A 15322-nucleotide genomic window follows, 5' to 3' on the forward strand; every position below is an offset into this window, starting at 1 on the left:
CACTATGGACGAGCAAGCTTCAGATTCTTTACCACTATCGTCTACTGATCACACCAGCAGCGACGGCGATATGCCGCTACGGATTAATCGTACCCCGACAGGGGTGCAAGCCCGTGAAGTACAGCCTGAAACCGATCTTGATGATACCCAGCTCTACTTCAACCGCGAGCTATCGCATCTGCAATTCAATATCCGCGTGCTGGAACAGGCGTTAGACGACGCCCATCCGCTGCTCAACCGGCTGATGTTTCTACTGATTTTCTCCTCCAATATGGACGAGTTCTTTGAGATTCGTGTGGCGGGCTTGAAGCATCAAATTGCCCTGGGCGACGACACCACCGCCGCCGATGGCCGCCTGCCCAAAGCAGTGCTGGCGGAGATATCGCAGCTTGCTCATACGCAGATCGACCGTCAGTACCAGATACTCAATGACACCTTGCTACCCGCACTGGAAACCCATGGGCTGCGTTTTCGGCGCCGTGATCAGTGGACCGATGAGCAGAAAGTCTGGGTTAAGGCGTTTTTCGATAATGAAATTATGCCGGTTATCAGCCCTATCGGGCTTGACCCCTCACACCCCTTCCCGCGCCTGGTCAATAAAAGCCTTAACTTTATTGTCGAGCTGGAGGGTAAGGATGCCTTTGGTCGTGCCGGTGGTATGGCGATTCTCCCCGCGCCGCGCTCGCTGCCGCGCCTGATGGCACTGCCTAAAGAGCTATGCGAAGAGGGCTTTTCCGAGTATGTCTTTCTGTCGTCGATGATTCATGCCCACGCCGAGGAGCTATTTCCCGGCATGAGTGTGCGCGGCTGCTACCAATTCCGGCTGACCCGCAACGCGGATATGAGCGTTGACCCTGAGGAGGTCTCGGATCTCGCCTCGGCGCTGCGCGGTGAGCTGCTGGCACGCCGCTACGGCAGCGGCGTGCGCCTGGAAGTCGCCGACAGCTGCCCGGATGACTTAATCAACTTTTTGCTGCGCCAATTTGAGCTCGAGAGCGGTGATCTGTATCGCGTTAAAGGGCCGGTCAACCTAACCCGCATGATGTCGGTGCTAGGCGACGTGGATCGCCCCGAACTGCTCTACCGGCCGTTCACCCCCAGCATTCCCAAAGCGCTTAAGGCGGGCAGTCTGTTTGATGCTATTGCCAAGAACGACATTCTGCTCCATCACCCCTTCCAATCGTTTACACCGATTGAAGATCTGCTGCGCGAAGCCGCACGCGACCCCCATGTACTGGCGGTAAAGCAGACCCTGTACCGTACAGGTGCAGACTCGGCTATTGTTAATGCCCTGGTAGAAGCGGCCAGCCAGGGGAAAGAAGTCACGGTGGTCATTGAGCTTCGCGCGCGCTTTGATGAGGCCGACAACCTGCAGCTGGCTTCACGCTTGCAGGAAGCGGGGGCGATCGTTGTCTACGGTATTATGGCCTACAAGACCCACGCCAAAATGCTGCACATTGTGCGGCGTGAAAAGGGCGAACTGTGCTACTACGCCCACCTGGGCACCGGCAACTACCACGCCAAGACCGCCAAGCTATATACCGATTACAGTCTACTGACTGCTAACAAAGCGCTATGTGCGGATGTGCATAAAGTCTTTCAGCAGCTATCGGGGATGGGCCGTGCGCGCAAAATCGACACGCTATTGCACGCGCCGTTCACGCTACATGAGCGGCTAGTGGCAATGATTGAGCGCGAGGCGCAGATAGCGCGCAAGGGTAAGCGCGGGCATATCATTATTAAGTGCAACTCGTTAACCGAGCCCAAGCTTATCAAAGCACTCTACCGAGCCTCCCAGGCGGGGGTCGAGTGTGATTTGATTATTCGCGGTATGTGCTGTTTGAAACCAGGCGTGCCGGGGGTTTCCGACAACATTCGCGTGCGCTCGATTATTGGCCGGCTGCTGGAGCATACCCGGGTATTCCATTTCCACAATGACGGCAAGTCGGAGACCTGGTGTTCTAGCGCGGACTTTATGTCGCGCAATATGTTCCACCGTGTAGAGACCTGCTTTCCGCTGCTGGATAAGAAGCTCGCCACCCGGGTGCGTAAAGACCTGGAGACGTACTTGGTGGATAACTGCCAGAGCTGGATACTCCAGACCGACGGCAGCTACCAGCTACAAGACCCAGGTGATGCCGACGCAATCAGTGCCCAGGAAACCCTGCTCTATGCCTATGCCTCGAAAAGCTAGGCCTCGAAAAGCTAGCAAGGAGTGGGTATCGGGGGCTTAACAAGCCAGTAAGCCCCCTTACTTTCAGTCAAGCATAGCGCTGACGGAGTGCCTTGGCGGCTTTCGCCATATTGGCCAGCGCTGGCTCTACTTCCGCCCAATTGCGGGTTTTTAGCCCACAGTCAGGGTTGACCCACAGCCGCTCGGCGGGGATCTTCTCCAGGGCTTTTTCCATCAACTCAACCATCCAGCTCACCTCGGGAATATTGGGGGTGTGGATATCGTAAACCCCTGGGCCAATTTCGTTGGGATAAGCGAAGTCCTGAAAGGCATCCAACAGGTGCATATCCGAGCGCGACGTTTCAATGGTAATCACATCGGCATCAAGGGCTGCGATCGCGCCAATGATGTCATTGAACTCCGAGTAGCACATATGGGTATGAATCTGAGTGGCATCACCAACACCCGCAGCGCTTAGCTGGAAGCTCTCCACCGCCCAATCAAGGTACGACTGCCACTCATGCTGGCGCAGCGGCAATCCCTCCCGCAGCGCCGGTTCGTCTATTTGAATAATCTTGATCCCAGCTTTTTCCAGATCCAGCACCTCATCGCGTAGCGCCAAGGCAATCTGGCGGCAGGTGGTTTCCCGCGGCTGGTCATCGCGTACAAACGACCACTGCAGAATCGTCACCGGGCCGGTCAGCATGCCCTTCATGGGTTTGTCGGTCAGGGTTTGGGCGTACTCGCTCCAGCGTACCGTCATTGGCGTAGGGCGAGAGACATCACCAAAAATCACCGGCGGCTTAACGCAACGGGAACCATAGCTCTGCACCCAGCCAAAGCGAGTAAAGGCAAACCCTTCAAGCCGCTCACCAAAGTACTCCACCATGTCGTTACGTTCGGCTTCACCGTGCACCGGCACATCGATATCCAGAGCTTGCTGGCGCTCAACGGCGTAGGCGATCTCGGCCTGCATCCGGGCTTCGTAGTCGGTTAGCGCTAGCTCGCCGGTTTTAAAAGCGCGACGGGCGGCACGAATATCATCGGTTTGCGGGAAAGAGCCAATCGTGGTGGTGGGAAATAGCGGCAGCTTTAGCGCCCGCCGCTGAGCCTCAGCACGGACAGGATAAGGCGCCTGGCGTTGGCTATCGGCGGGGCTAACCGCTGCCAAGCGCTGGCTGACCACATATTGGTGAATACGGCTTGATTCGCGTCGGGCATCCAAGGCCCGAGTGGCCTGATCCAGACGCTGCTCATCGGCAGGTGTGGCGCGGTTATCGATCAAGCGCGCCAGGGTCACTACCTCGTCTAGCTTCTGCCGCGCAAAGGCCAGCCAGCTGATTAACTCATCATCAAGATCGCTTTCCTGCGCTAAATCCACCGGCACATGCAGCAGCGAACAGCTGGGAGCCAACCAAAGCCGCTGGCCCAGGCGCACTTTTAACGGCAGCAGGCGTTCGCGCAAGGTGGCCAAATCGGCCCGCCAGATGTTGCGACCATCAACAAAGCCCACCGATAGCACCTGGTGCGGACCAAGGCGGTCAATCACGCTTTCTACCTGCTGCGGCGCGCGCACGGCATCAATGTGTAGACCCTCCACAGGCAGGCGGGTCGCCAGCGAGAGATTATCGCCCAAGCCCCCGAAGTAAGTAGCCAGCAATAGCTTTAGCGGCGCAGACTGAAGACGGTGGTAAGCGCGCTCATAGGCCTGCTGCCATGCCAGCGGCAAGTCCTGCACCAGCGCAGGCTCATCCAGCTGCACCCACTCGATGCCTTGGGTGGCGAGCCGCGCCAATATTTCGCCATACACGTTGAGTACGCTGTCGAGCAGCGTCAGGCGGTCAAAGTCCTCTCCCTTGGTTTTGCCTAACCATAACCAGGTTAGCGGCCCCGTTAGCGTTACCTTAGGGGTGAATCCTGCGCGTAGCGCTTCCTCCACTTCATCAAATAAACGGTTAGACGCCAGGGTAAAGGTTTGCCCTGCGTGCAGTTCCGGGACCAGGTAGTGGTAGTTGGTATCGAAGTACTTGGTCATTTCACACGCCGCGGCGGGCTCACCGCTGGGCGCTCGACCGCGGGCCATGCGAAAGGTAGTATCAAGGTCGATCTCGCCGTCAGCCACCTCTGCTTGAGCGTTAAAGCGGCCAGGCACCGCCCCCAGCGCCACTGAAATGTTAAGCACTTGATCGTAAAAGGCGAAATCGCCCACGCTCACTAAATCCAACCCGGCATCCTGCTGCGCCTGCCAGTGGCGTAAACGCAACGCGCGGCCGGTGCTTTCCAGCTCGCTACGCGTGCACTCGCCTTTCCAGTAAGCTTCCGTGGCCTTTTTAAGCTCGCGCTGGCCGCCGATGCGGGGATAGCCGAGAATATGAGAAACTGTCATGATGAACCCTACCAACGTGAATAATTTCACACAGTCTGGGCACTACACCTTAGTGAATCAAACTAAAGTTTCTAATAGTAAAGATGAAAAATACTCACAATGATTGAGCCACTACATGATTGAGTTACGACATCTACGCACGCTGCTAGCGCTGCGCGAAACCGGCTCTCTGGTCGATGCCGCTGATCGCGTGCATTTGACCCAATCGGCGCTATCGCACCAGCTCAAAGATCTTGAGAGCCGCGTAAACAGCGCGCTGTTTGTGCGCAAAACCCGCCCGGTGGAATTTACCCGCGCGGGGCTGCGCCTGCTCGCCCTGGCCGATCAGGTAATGCCGGAAGTCCGCAAGGCGGAACGTGATTTGGCGCGCCTGGCAGGCACGGAACAGGGCCGTTTGCATATGGCCATTGAGTGCCACAGCTGTTTCCAGTGGCTAATGCCGACGGTGGATTATTTTCGCGATCACTGGCCAGAAGTAGAAATCGATATTCCCAGCGGCCACCATTTTGACCCGCTTCCAGCGCTTGCCCGCGAGCAGCTAGATCTCGTCATCACCGCCGATCCCCAGCCCCTTGAAGGTATTCACTACGCGCCGCTATTTCGCTATGAAGGGCTATTGGCCGTCGCCCGCCAGCACCCTTTTGCAGGTAGAGGCTTTATAGAGCCCCAGGCGCTGGCCGATGAAACCTTAATTACCTACCCCGTCGAGCAGTCGCGGCTGGATATTTTTACCCAATTTTTGCAGCCAGCGAATGTGCGGCCTAAGGAGATCCGCACCGCCGAGTTGACGATCATGATGATGCAGCTGGTAGCTAGCGGGCGCGGCGTCTGCGCACTGCCCAACTGGGCGCTAACCGAGTATTTAGAGCGCGATTACGTCTGTGCGGTGAAACTGGGTGAGCAGGGGGTATGGAGCACGCTGTATGCGGCGATTCGCGAAGAGACCCGAGAAGCGCCGTGGATGCAGGATTTCTTACGCACTGCGCGGGAAACCTCCTTTGCAGTGCTAACCGGGGTTAAACCGGCGGATCGCGACGCGGAACCAGCAGCGTAAAGCGCGCCCCGCCCAAGGTCGGGCTGGTATCGATAGTGACGCTTCCCCCATGCCCGGCCATGATTTTCTGCACAATCGAAAGCCCTAAGCCATAGCCACCGGAGCTACGGGCACGGCTATCGTCCAATCGGGCAAAGGGTTTGAAGATATCCCCCCGCGCTTCCGGCGGAATACCCGGGCCATCATCCTCGACATCGATACGCACTAGGTTGGGCTCATCCCAGAGTTGAATCACCACCTGAGATTTAGCATAGCGACAGGCGTTACCGACTAAATTCTGTACCGCGCGCTGAAGATAGCGCGGCTCTGCCAGCAGCTCGATTTCAGGGCTCGGGGCAAGCGCCAGCGCTAAACCTCTGTGTAGCGGCGACAGCGTATCAATCACCCGTTCGGCCATGGCCCGACACTCCACCAGGGCTGTTTCAAGCTCGGCACCGTTAACCGTTTCTCCGCCCAGACGGGCATAGGTGAGGATTTCATCGACCAGTTCATCGAGTTCAGCAATATCCGCATCAATGCCCTGAAGCTGGCGGCGGATGGCGGGCTGGTCAGTCATATCCTCAACCATTTGCACAGCAAAACGGATGCGCGCTACCGGGGTGCGTAGCTCGTGGGAAACCGCCCGGATCATCTCCTGCTGACCGCGCAGCAGGCTTTGCACCTGATTGGCCATACCGTTAAACGCCATGCCCAAGCGGCCTAAAAAGTCACCGCTCTCGACCTTCACTCGGGTTTCCAAGCGGCCACTGGCGATCCGCGTGGCGGCCAATTCCAAGCGTGCCATGCGGGCTTCGATACTACGCATAATCAAATAGATAATTAGGCTGAGCACGATCATCAGCCCCACCAGAAGGGGTAAGTGCAAATTCAGCGGCAAGGTGTCACCCCGGGATATAGGCCCTGCTTGCAGCCATTGTGGCTCGCCGGGTAACTGATAGAGCAGGGTAATCGACAGCTTATCGGACACTAGCCGGGTGATGACGCTACCGTTGGCTAGTTGGGCCTGCTGCTGCGCCGTTAACTCCGCAGGCAACGATGACAAAAGCTGCAAAGGCCAGCTTCCTGGGCGCAATTTAGCGATACGGTCGTCTCGCGCTTGCGCGGGCGCTGCGGCGAGCCACTCGCCCAGCAGCTCAATGCTGCCATACCACTGGTGCTCGCTCCAGTCATCCAGGCGCGCTTGCAGCAGCCAGGTGTCGCCGGGCAGACGCTGTTGCAATAGCCATGGGCTTTCGGCGACCAGTATTTTGCCCTGCTCCAAACGAGATCGGTCAAAATAGTCCAAAGCCGCCTCGTTGATGGGCTGCAAGGTCAGTTGCACACCCAACTGCTGTGAGAAACGTTCAAGCAAAGCATTACGCTGTTCTAGCGGCGCGTCGGCGAGCTGTTGCGTCATCAGCGACATGGGTAGCGCGGCGAGCTGCTCACGGTAATCTTCGCGGCGTACCTGTTCGATAAAGGAGCGTCCCGCTAGCGCGATCGCAAACACCACCAATAGCGCAATTCCCAGCAACACATAGAAGCGTAAAAAAGAGCCGTTACTGAGCACCCGCCGCATGATGCTGTCCCTATGAATAATCAACTGTCCTTAACGAAGAGATAACCTTTACTGCGCACGGTTTTGATCCGATGAGGCTGATTAGGATCATCGCCAATCTTAGGACGTATGCGCGATACGCGTACATCAATAGAGCGGTCTTGGCCGTCATACTTAATACCTCGTAAGTCGCTAAATATCTCTTCACGGGTGAGCACACGGCCAGCGTTGCGGCCCAGCAGCCAAAGCAGGTCGAACTCGGCGCTGGTTAAGTCGATACGCTCGCCAGACAACCAGGCCTCACGAGTGGCGTTATCAATTTCCAGATTTTCAAAGCGCAGCCGCATTTCGCCGTCCGGGGCTGGCCCGTCAGCGCGGCGCAGTAGTGCGCGCATACGCGCCAACAGCACACGTGGTTGTACCGGTTTCGGCACATAGTCGTCAGCGCCCATTTCAAGACCCAACACCTGGTCAAGGTCATCGGTGCGCGCTGTCAGCATCATGATCGGGCCAGCAAAATTGGGTCTAACCCGGCGACAAATCGCCAAGCCATCTTCCCCTGGCAGCATTAAGTCTAAAATCACCAGATCGGGCTGCAGGGTTAAAATACGATCGACTCCTTTAGCCCCGTCGGCTTCCAGAGTTACTTGGAAGCCGTTTGCTTCCAAGTAATCACGGGTAAGCTCGGCTAGACGCTTATCGTCCTCTATGATCAAGACATGATCTTGATCGGGATAGTCAGGCATTACAGACTCTTGCGATTCAAGCGCCTGAAATTGCTGTTCCAAATGATCTACCATCCTCTTTATGCACTCCGCTTAGGCAGTTTATATTTTCACCCGCTCACCCAAAATCAACGCAGGCGCCCATTATTGACACTCAGGATAACTCAAAACCATCAAAACACCCGCTTCTGTCGTTACAATCACGCTTATTGATGGATACGTTCACCCTAACACTTGATTCTCGCACCTGCGGGAGCTAGTGTTAAAGCGCTAACTGTCGACAATTTGACAGGAGGAACCTGTTATGGGAAGTAGCAAAACGAAAAGTGTCATTAAACGTGTTTACGTTCCAACCCAAGTGCGCGACCTGCCCAATGGGGAAAAGTTGAAAATCCCGGGGCATTATAAGGCGCCGCCCGGTGAAGGAAACGACACCCTTGAGTAATGTATGATTGAGTAACGATGACTAAAGCATACCAAAAAGGCAGACCCTCAGAGGTCTGCCTTTTTTGCCTTAAGCTTCCGGCCAACTATCAATCCCACACTCACCACTTGAACTCACTGCTCGGGAAGGCTCAACACCATCTCGCCCGCCTGTATTTCAATCGACAATAAATTCAGAAAGCTCATGCCGAGAAGTACCGTGTCGCGCTCCATGCCGGGACTAATTGAGCCCTGGACATTCTGCACTTTTAGTCCGCCCAGGGAAATCTCATCCAGTTCGGTTAAAGTGCCTTCAACTCGGCCATTGGCGGTATTAAACCAAGCGCTACGCCCAGGCTGCAAACCGAGCTCGTTGGCTAGCTCAGACGGTACCGCCACATAAGTGGCACCCGTGTCGAGCAAAAAGGTCACCGGCGTACCATTGATGCGCCCCGGCGCCTCATAATGCCCAGCACGGTTACGCTTTAAGGTAACCGGCTCACCCGCAGGCAGCGTATGCACAATATTCGCGTTGGGCCGCATCATCTCTTCCAGGCCACCGTGAATCCACCAAGTACCTACCGCCATTAACAGTACCCAAAACAGTAGCATCATAACGATGCCACCGCGCTGGGTCGTTTGACTTGCCATGTGCGTTGCCATACTCCACCTCACTGAGGTCAGACGCCCTTTCAAGCCTTATGGCTGTTTAGGACTGTTTGGCTTCCCAGGCGAGCGCTGCCTCACGGCCACGGCGCTCGTTGACCCTGGCGCAAATCAGCATCGCGATAACGAACAGGGCCACACAGAGTAGAATAGACGCTTGCAAGCCAATCAGCGTTTGCAGGACACCCAGCATGACAATGCCCAATACCCCCGCTAGCTTATTTGCCAACCCCCAGAAACCGAAAAATTCTGCTGATTTAGCCAAGGGCGAAAACAACCCCACCAGCGCTCTGCTCGCCGACTGGCTAGAGCCTAGGCTAAGGCCCGCCAGGCAGCCAACCACCAGAAACAGGTGCTGGGCCTGCCACTGCAGGTCAAAACGGCCGTTGATCCACTGGGTAAGTTCAGGCGTTGCCCAGATAGCAATAATCGCCAGCACCCATAGCGCCAGGGTCATTTGGTAAGTGCGTTTGGCGCCTAGCTGATCCTGTATCCAGCCAAATCCCAGGGCCCCTGCCGCAGCGGTAATTTGGACAATAATGAACATGATATTGCGCACGCTTTCATCCCAGCCAATCACCTGAGCGCCATATATGAAGGCGAACGCAATGATGATGTAGACCCCGGCCATCGAGAACAGCAGCGAAATCAGAAATACGGTCAGGTCTTTAAAATAGCGCAATTCGTGAAGCGTGGTGGTGACACGGTTAATGGCAATATGCCGATAAGAAACGCCACGAGGCTGGGGCGTACCGCGCTCTTTCAGCCATAAAAAAGTCGGAATAGCGGTAATCAGGAAAAAACCGGCAGCAAAGGGGCCCACCCAACGGATGCGTTCAAAATTTTCCGCGCTGGCCTCGCCTAACACCACCAGGGTGAAGCCCGCCGCAAATAACCCGCCAATATAGCCTAACGCCCAGCCAAAGCCGGAAATTTTGCCCAACGATTGCGGCGGCCCAAGCTCGGGTAAAAAAGCGGCAATAAACGACTCCCCCATGGAATAAGCGTAGTTGGACAGCACAATCAGTAACAGCCCGATGACGACATAGCCCGGTTCAACAAAATAAAGCATCGCCGTAGTGACCACAGTGGCAAGGTAGCTGATGAGCAGAAAGCGCTTTTTCTCCGCTCGATAATCCATCACCGCGCCGCACAGCGGTGCCGTAATCACCACCATCAGATAACTAACCGCCAGGGCCAGACTCCATAAGAAGTTGGCAAGCCGGAAGTTATCGCCCCTATCACCCACAATGACGGTAGTAAACAGCTCGCCAAAGACCACCGTAATAATCAGTAGCGTGTAGGCCTGGTTGGCAAAATCAAACATCGCCCAACCGAAAATCTCTCGACGCGATGCGTAGCCATCCGGCGCCTTAACAGTGTTAGCAGGCAGCATTAGTTTTCTCTCACAGGGGGAGCCGTAAGGCTAGCAGATGAAACCGCCAAGGCGCCACGGCTTGCGTTGGCAGATTAAAGGTGACAGCCGACCAGCGTTGCTCTAAGTTTGATTGATAGATCAGTAATACGGATAAAACTGCGATGGGATTAGCCCAGTCATCTCTACGGCCATTGTACCGACAACCCTTAGTCAGGTTGGTGGTCGCGCTATGCCTCTGGATGGCAATCGTCGCAAACGGACAGGCTGATGAGCCCGACAGCTTGGCGGCATTAACCTTTATTACTGAAGAGTACCCACCCTATAACTATATCGATAATCAACAATTAACCGGTATATCAATTGATTTATTAGAGGCTATTTTTGCGGCCACTAAGACGCCTCTCAGCCGCGATGACGTGCGCTACTACCCCTGGGTTCGCGGCTATGAGCTGGTGCTAAGTCAGCCTAACACGGTGCTGTTCTCAACCACTCGCACCCCAGCCCGAGAAGCCAGTTTTCACTGGGTGGGGCCGATTGCTCAAGATCGGGTCGTACTACTTGCCCATCGCGACGCACCGGTGACGATTGAGTCTTTGACGCAGGCGATTGATCGTGACCTGACCGTGGTGGTCATTCGCGAAGATATTGGCGCCCAGGCGCTGCTGGAAGCAGGCTACCCTGAACACTTACTGGTACCCGCCATTGATAACCGCAGCGCGTTCAATATGCTGACCCGCGGGCGCGTTGATTTATGGGCTTATAGTAAAGATGTGGCAGCCTGGATAGCGGAGTCCGAAGGTTATCCTCAAGATGATTTAATCCCGATACACACTCTCAGTGAATCTTCGCTATACTTTGCCATAAACCAAGCCACCGACCAACGCTTGGTAACGCTGATGCAGCAGGCATTAGACAAGGTGATAGCGGAACGGCCCCAGAGGTAGTTGACGATGGCTAATGACGTTACTCGCCGATGGCGGTACCGCATGGGCGTTGCTCTGCTCACTACGCTCGGCAGCTACGGTATGCCACTCTCTGCGATGCCGCTAGAGGCTTCAACAGAAACACTGCCGCTAACGATCAACACTGAAGAGTACCCACCGTTCAACTATTTGGACGACCAAGGGCGAATTATCGGCAGTGCAACGTTGCTGCTACGGAATGCGCTACGCCAAGCAGGCATCAAGGCTTATTTTCGGCTACTGCCCTGGGCACGCGCTTACACTGAAGCACGCTTACGTGATAATCACTGCGTCTACTCCACGACCCGCACCCAGGAGCGTGAAGCGCTGTTTCACTGGGTGGGGCCGCTGGTGGTCAATGAGTGGGCTGCGTTTAGTTTAGCCGAGCGCGGACTCCGCATCGATTCACTTTCTGAGCTTAGCGCTTGGCGAGTGGGCGGTTTTCGCGAAGATGCCGTAGGCGATTACGTTGCCTCTAACGGCACTAATGTTCTCCTTGCTCCTACGGAGCGAGAAAATATCGCGCGTTTAAAGGCGGGCCTGCTAGATGTGATCGTGACAGGTAAAGCAACCGGTGAATTTATGGCACAAGAACAGGACATCGCGTTAGCGCATTTGTTTACCTTTTACCGCACCCCCCTCTATCTCGCTTGCCACCCCAGTGTGTCTGAAGCGCTGCTGGCGCGACTGCAAACGCAGTTGGATACCCTGCACCGCAATATGCAGGAGGAGCGCCAGTGATCAGCCCCCGCCCGCGGATTCCTCTCTCAGCCCCCGGCCCTAAAAAAGGCAGCCTGACCACCAAGCAAGCGCTACTCACACTGCTGATTGCCATGTTGATTAGTGGTATAGCGGGCAGTATTGAACTGCTCAGCCACGCTACCCACATCCGCCAGGAGACCGAACAACGAATCAGCCATCAACTGGCGATTGTCAACGGCGCCGCAGCTGAAGCCGCTTTCCAGCTTAACCCCGACCTCGCCCACCAAATTGCCTACGGGCTATTTAATAACAATGAGGTCGCATGGGTGTCGATTCGTGACGATTTTGGCCGCGCGCTAGCTGAATTTGATAGGCCCAAACAGGCTGATTCGACCTGGTTCAGCCAGTACTTATTTGGCGATATACTGCACTATCGAACTTCCCTCGCTTATTACATGGGCAGCGATATGCCGGAAGCGGTCGTCGGTGAAATTGAACTGATGCTGGCAGAAGGCTACTTAACCCAGCAGTTTTTGGCGCGTATTTATACGGTGGTTGGGGTGAGTATTTTAGAGGCGTTTATTCTAAGCCTTGTCATCATCACCTTTTTTCATCTTTTCATTACCCGACCCCTGCTCAAAGTACACGCAGCTATTGCCCAAACGGACCCCACCCAACCTGGAAAATGGACCAAGCCAGCGCTGAAGGGCCATCAGTATGATGAATTGGGTCATCTGGTGGATAGTTTGGATCATTTGCTAACAGCGTTTCAGCAAGGCTTGGAACAGCGCGACCAACTCCATCACCTCTCTAATATGGATGGCTTAACGGGCGTGGCGAACCGTCGCCAATTTGATGAGTTCTATCAACACCACTGGCACTTGGCACAGCAAACGCAGCAGCCGCTCTCAGTGATTTTTATCGATATCGATAACTTTAAAGAGTTTAACGATCACTATGGTCACGCCATGGGTGACGATACGCTACGCGCGGTGGCTAATGCGCTCAATCAGTGTATCGACCCCGCCAGGGATTTATTCGCCCGCTACGGTGGCGAAGAGTTTGTCTGTGTACTGCCGGACCAGGATCATGACGACGCAGTCAGCATTGCCAACTGCTTGCGCGAAGCCGTGCTGTCGCTGGCCATTCCCCACGCTTTTTCAAGCACCCACTCAGACCTCACCGTTAGCATGGGCGTTGCCAGCATGTCGCCCGGCTTTTTGATTAGCGCTGACGCGCTGATAGAACGCGCCGACCAGCACCTCTACCGCGCCAAACGACTGGGCCGAAACCGGGTCGAGACACGCAAACGCCCGGCATAAAGCCAGGCGTTAAGCACCAACATTGCTGAGAGCAAGCGTTTTAGAGTAGCCAGTGCGCAGCCACAGCAGCCAGACCAATGACCATCGCCGTTAGCACCGCCACTGTCACTACCCGATCTAGCCAGCGATCAAAGGCAACCCCCTTGGATCGCCTTCGCGTCGCGCCATGGCGCCCTTGCCGCGCCATTAGCATGTTCGCTTCATGTGTCACTGCTCCCGAATTACCCCGCCCCGCAACCCCAGGCTTGGTTACTTTTTATTAGTGCTGATGAGTGATGCTAACTATTAATGCGCCGGTTGACCACACTCGGGGCACGGCGTAAGCGCTCTTCCTCACCTAATAGCTCGGCTTCAAAGGCGTCGGCGCCCACCGGCGTTTCGCCATGGCGACGATAAAGCTGGGTAAGCATGGCTTTGCGGTCTGCGCGTAGCTCCTGGACTAACACAAACACCATCATATACAGGATAAAGGTGAACGGCAGTGCTGATAGCACCGAGGCCGACTGAAGACCGGTTAAGCCACCCGAGGCGATCAGCGTCAGGCAGATAGCGGCGATCAGCACCCCCCAAATGACGCGCTTGTAAAGCGGCGGATTGATCGAACCATTATCGGTCATTTGCGCCACGATATACGAGGCCGAGTCCGCGGAGGTCACCAGGAAAATAAAGATCAGCAGCATCGCGACCACTGACAGCGCGCCCGTGAAGGGCATTAACTCAAACATCTCGAATAGCGCGACGGTGATATTATCCTGGGTCGCAGCCGCAAGCCCCACATCGGTGCCATTCAACTCCATATGCAGCGCCGCGCCACCAAACACACCGATCCACAAACAGGCTAGCAGCGGCGGCACAAACAGCACCCCAAAGACATACTCTTTGATGGTACGGCCACGGGATACCCGGGCAATAAAGGTGCCGACAAAGGGCGACCAGGCAATGACCCAGGCCCAGTAGAAAATCGTCCAGCTGCTCGCCCACTCATTATCACTATAGGGCGAAATGCGCAGGCTCATACCAATAAAGTTCTGCAGATAGTCACCAATGCCCACCGTGATGGTCTCTAGTATCGCCACGGTCGGGCCAGTGAACAGCACATACAGCATTAGCCCGATACATAGAATCATATTGAGGTTAGAGAGGCGTTTAATACCTTTATCCAAGCCCGACCAAGTCGATGCCATATAGGCACAGAACATTACGAAGAGAATCACAAACTGCCAAAAACCGTTCTCCGGCAGGCCAAAAACGGCGTTTAAACCACCGTTCATCTGCAGCACACCCAAGCCCAACGAGGTAGCAACCCCCATCACCGTGGCCACCACCGCAAACACATCCAACCAGGAAGCGTAGGGGCGAATTTTAGGATTCTTAGCCGTAATTGATGACAGCACGGAAGAGACTAACCCAGCCTGCCCCTTACGAAACTGAAAATAGGCAATAATCAAACCGACGATCGAGAAGGCTGCCCACTGGTGTATCCCCCAGTTAAAGTAGCTGTATTGAATCGCGTAGCGGGCTGCCGCTTCGGTTTCGGCGGTTCTATCGCCATAAGGCGGCTCAATGAAGTGAAACATAGGCTCAGCCATGCCATAGAACACCAGCCCGACACCAAAGCCTGCGGCCAGCAGCATGCTGATCCACGAGAAAAACGTATAGTTGGGCCGACTGTCCTGAGGACCTAAACGCACCTTGCCATATTTGCTCATGGCCAGACCAAATAGAAAGATCACAAAACCGAACACTGAGAATAGATAAAACCACCCGAATAGCCCGGTAATGGTGGTCAGCGCACCCTCTGCCGCGTTAGCAAACCCTTCAGGAAACGACGCTCCAACAATTACCAAGCCAAAGATAATCACCACTGATGCGATGAAGACCGACTTGCCTCCATGATTAGCCATATAACCGTCCTGTTAGATGAGCTCTGTTTAGAAAAGCACTGCGCAACTATCCGCATGCTTGTACAGCTAAACTTGTCCTGTACAGCTTAA

General features: G+C 55.3%; 12 protein-coding genes. 5 read left to right on the forward strand and 7 right to left on the reverse strand.

Annotated elements, in window-relative coordinates; genetic code table 11:
* Nucleotides 1-4: 4 nt before the first annotated feature.
* Nucleotides 5-2194, forward strand: a complete 2190-nt coding sequence (gene ppk1, locus ACT3UM_RS04800) for a polyphosphate kinase 1 (RefSeq protein WP_498896588.1) — start codon at nt 5-7, stop codon at nt 2192-2194.
* A gap of 67 nt (nt 2195-2261) precedes the next feature.
* On the opposite strand, the gene metE is transcribed toward ppk1, so the two are convergent.
* The gene (gene metE / locus ACT3UM_RS04805; protein ID WP_498896590.1) at nt 2262-4559 is read right to left on the reverse strand and encodes a 5-methyltetrahydropteroyltriglutamate--homocysteine S-methyltransferase; all 2298 of its coding nucleotides are present in this window, start codon (nt 4557-4559) and stop codon (nt 2262-2264) included.
* A gap of 115 nt (nt 4560-4674) precedes the next feature.
* On the opposite strand from metE, the gene ACT3UM_RS04810 reads away from it, so the two are divergent.
* The gene (locus ACT3UM_RS04810; RefSeq protein ID WP_498896592.1) at nt 4675-5613 is read left to right on the forward strand and encodes a LysR family transcriptional regulator; all 939 of its coding nucleotides are present in this window, start codon (nt 4675-4677) and stop codon (nt 5611-5613) included.
* Here ACT3UM_RS04810 and ACT3UM_RS04815 read toward each other — a convergent pair.
* From ACT3UM_RS04815 to ACT3UM_RS04830, 4 genes are all read right to left on the reverse strand, one after another.
* Nucleotides 5576-7171 (reverse strand): ATP-binding protein, encoded by a 1596-nt coding sequence (locus ACT3UM_RS04815; protein WP_498896594.1) that lies wholly within the window; start codon nt 7169-7171, stop codon nt 5576-5578. The two genes, ACT3UM_RS04810 and ACT3UM_RS04815, sit on opposite strands and share 38 nt — an antisense overlap.
* A 20-nt stretch (nt 7172-7191) precedes the next feature.
* Nucleotides 7192-7950 (reverse strand): winged helix-turn-helix domain-containing protein, encoded by a 759-nt coding sequence (locus ACT3UM_RS04820; RefSeq protein ID WP_498896596.1) that lies wholly within the window; start codon nt 7948-7950, stop codon nt 7192-7194.
* Between the two features lie 483 nt (nt 7951-8433).
* Nucleotides 8434-8949 carry a retropepsin-like aspartic protease family protein gene (locus tag ACT3UM_RS04825; protein ID WP_498896597.1) on the reverse strand — a complete coding sequence of 172 codons (516 nt, stop codon included), beginning with the start codon at nt 8947-8949 and terminating at the stop codon, nt 8434-8436.
* 58 nt (nt 8950-9007) lie between these two features.
* Nucleotides 9008-10360: an MFS transporter gene (locus tag ACT3UM_RS04830; protein ID WP_498896599.1), complete on the reverse strand. Its 1353-nt coding sequence runs from the start codon at nt 10358-10360 to the stop codon at nt 9008-9010.
* A gap of 221 nt (nt 10361-10581) precedes the next feature.
* Between ACT3UM_RS04830 and ACT3UM_RS04835 the strand changes: the two genes are divergently transcribed.
* The 3 genes from ACT3UM_RS04835 to ACT3UM_RS04845 are packed head-to-tail and all read left to right on the forward strand — an operon-like array spanning nt 10582 to nt 13328.
* Nucleotides 10582-11286, forward strand: coding sequence for a substrate-binding periplasmic protein (locus tag ACT3UM_RS04835; RefSeq protein WP_498896601.1), 705 nt, complete (start codon nt 10582-10584; stop codon nt 11284-11286).
* A 6-nt stretch (nt 11287-11292) separates the two neighbouring features.
* On the forward strand, nt 11293-12045 hold the full coding sequence (locus tag ACT3UM_RS04840; RefSeq protein ID WP_498896603.1) for a substrate-binding periplasmic protein: 753 nt from the start codon (nt 11293-11295) through the stop codon (nt 12043-12045).
* Nucleotides 12042-13328: a GGDEF domain-containing protein gene (locus ACT3UM_RS04845; protein WP_498896605.1), complete on the forward strand. Its 1287-nt coding sequence runs from the start codon at nt 12042-12044 to the stop codon at nt 13326-13328. The genes ACT3UM_RS04840 and ACT3UM_RS04845 overlap by 4 nt, the downstream gene beginning before the upstream one ends.
* A 40-nt stretch (nt 13329-13368) precedes the next feature.
* Here ACT3UM_RS04845 and ACT3UM_RS04850 read toward each other — a convergent pair whose 3' ends face one another.
* A complete protein-coding gene (locus tag ACT3UM_RS04850) occupies nt 13369-13521 on the reverse strand; it encodes a hypothetical protein (protein ID WP_498896606.1) in 153 nt (50 codons plus the stop codon).
* A gap of 85 nt (nt 13522-13606) precedes the next feature.
* Complete coding sequence (locus tag ACT3UM_RS04855; protein ID WP_498896608.1) at nt 13607-15232, reverse strand: BCCT family transporter; 1626 nt, start codon at nt 15230-15232, stop codon at nt 13607-13609.
* Nucleotides 15233-15322 lie beyond the last annotated feature (90 nt).

Source organism: Halomonas sp. AOP13-D3-9, from assembly GCF_052379125.1.
Classification (GTDB): Bacteria; Pseudomonadota; Gammaproteobacteria; order Pseudomonadales; family Halomonadaceae; genus Vreelandella.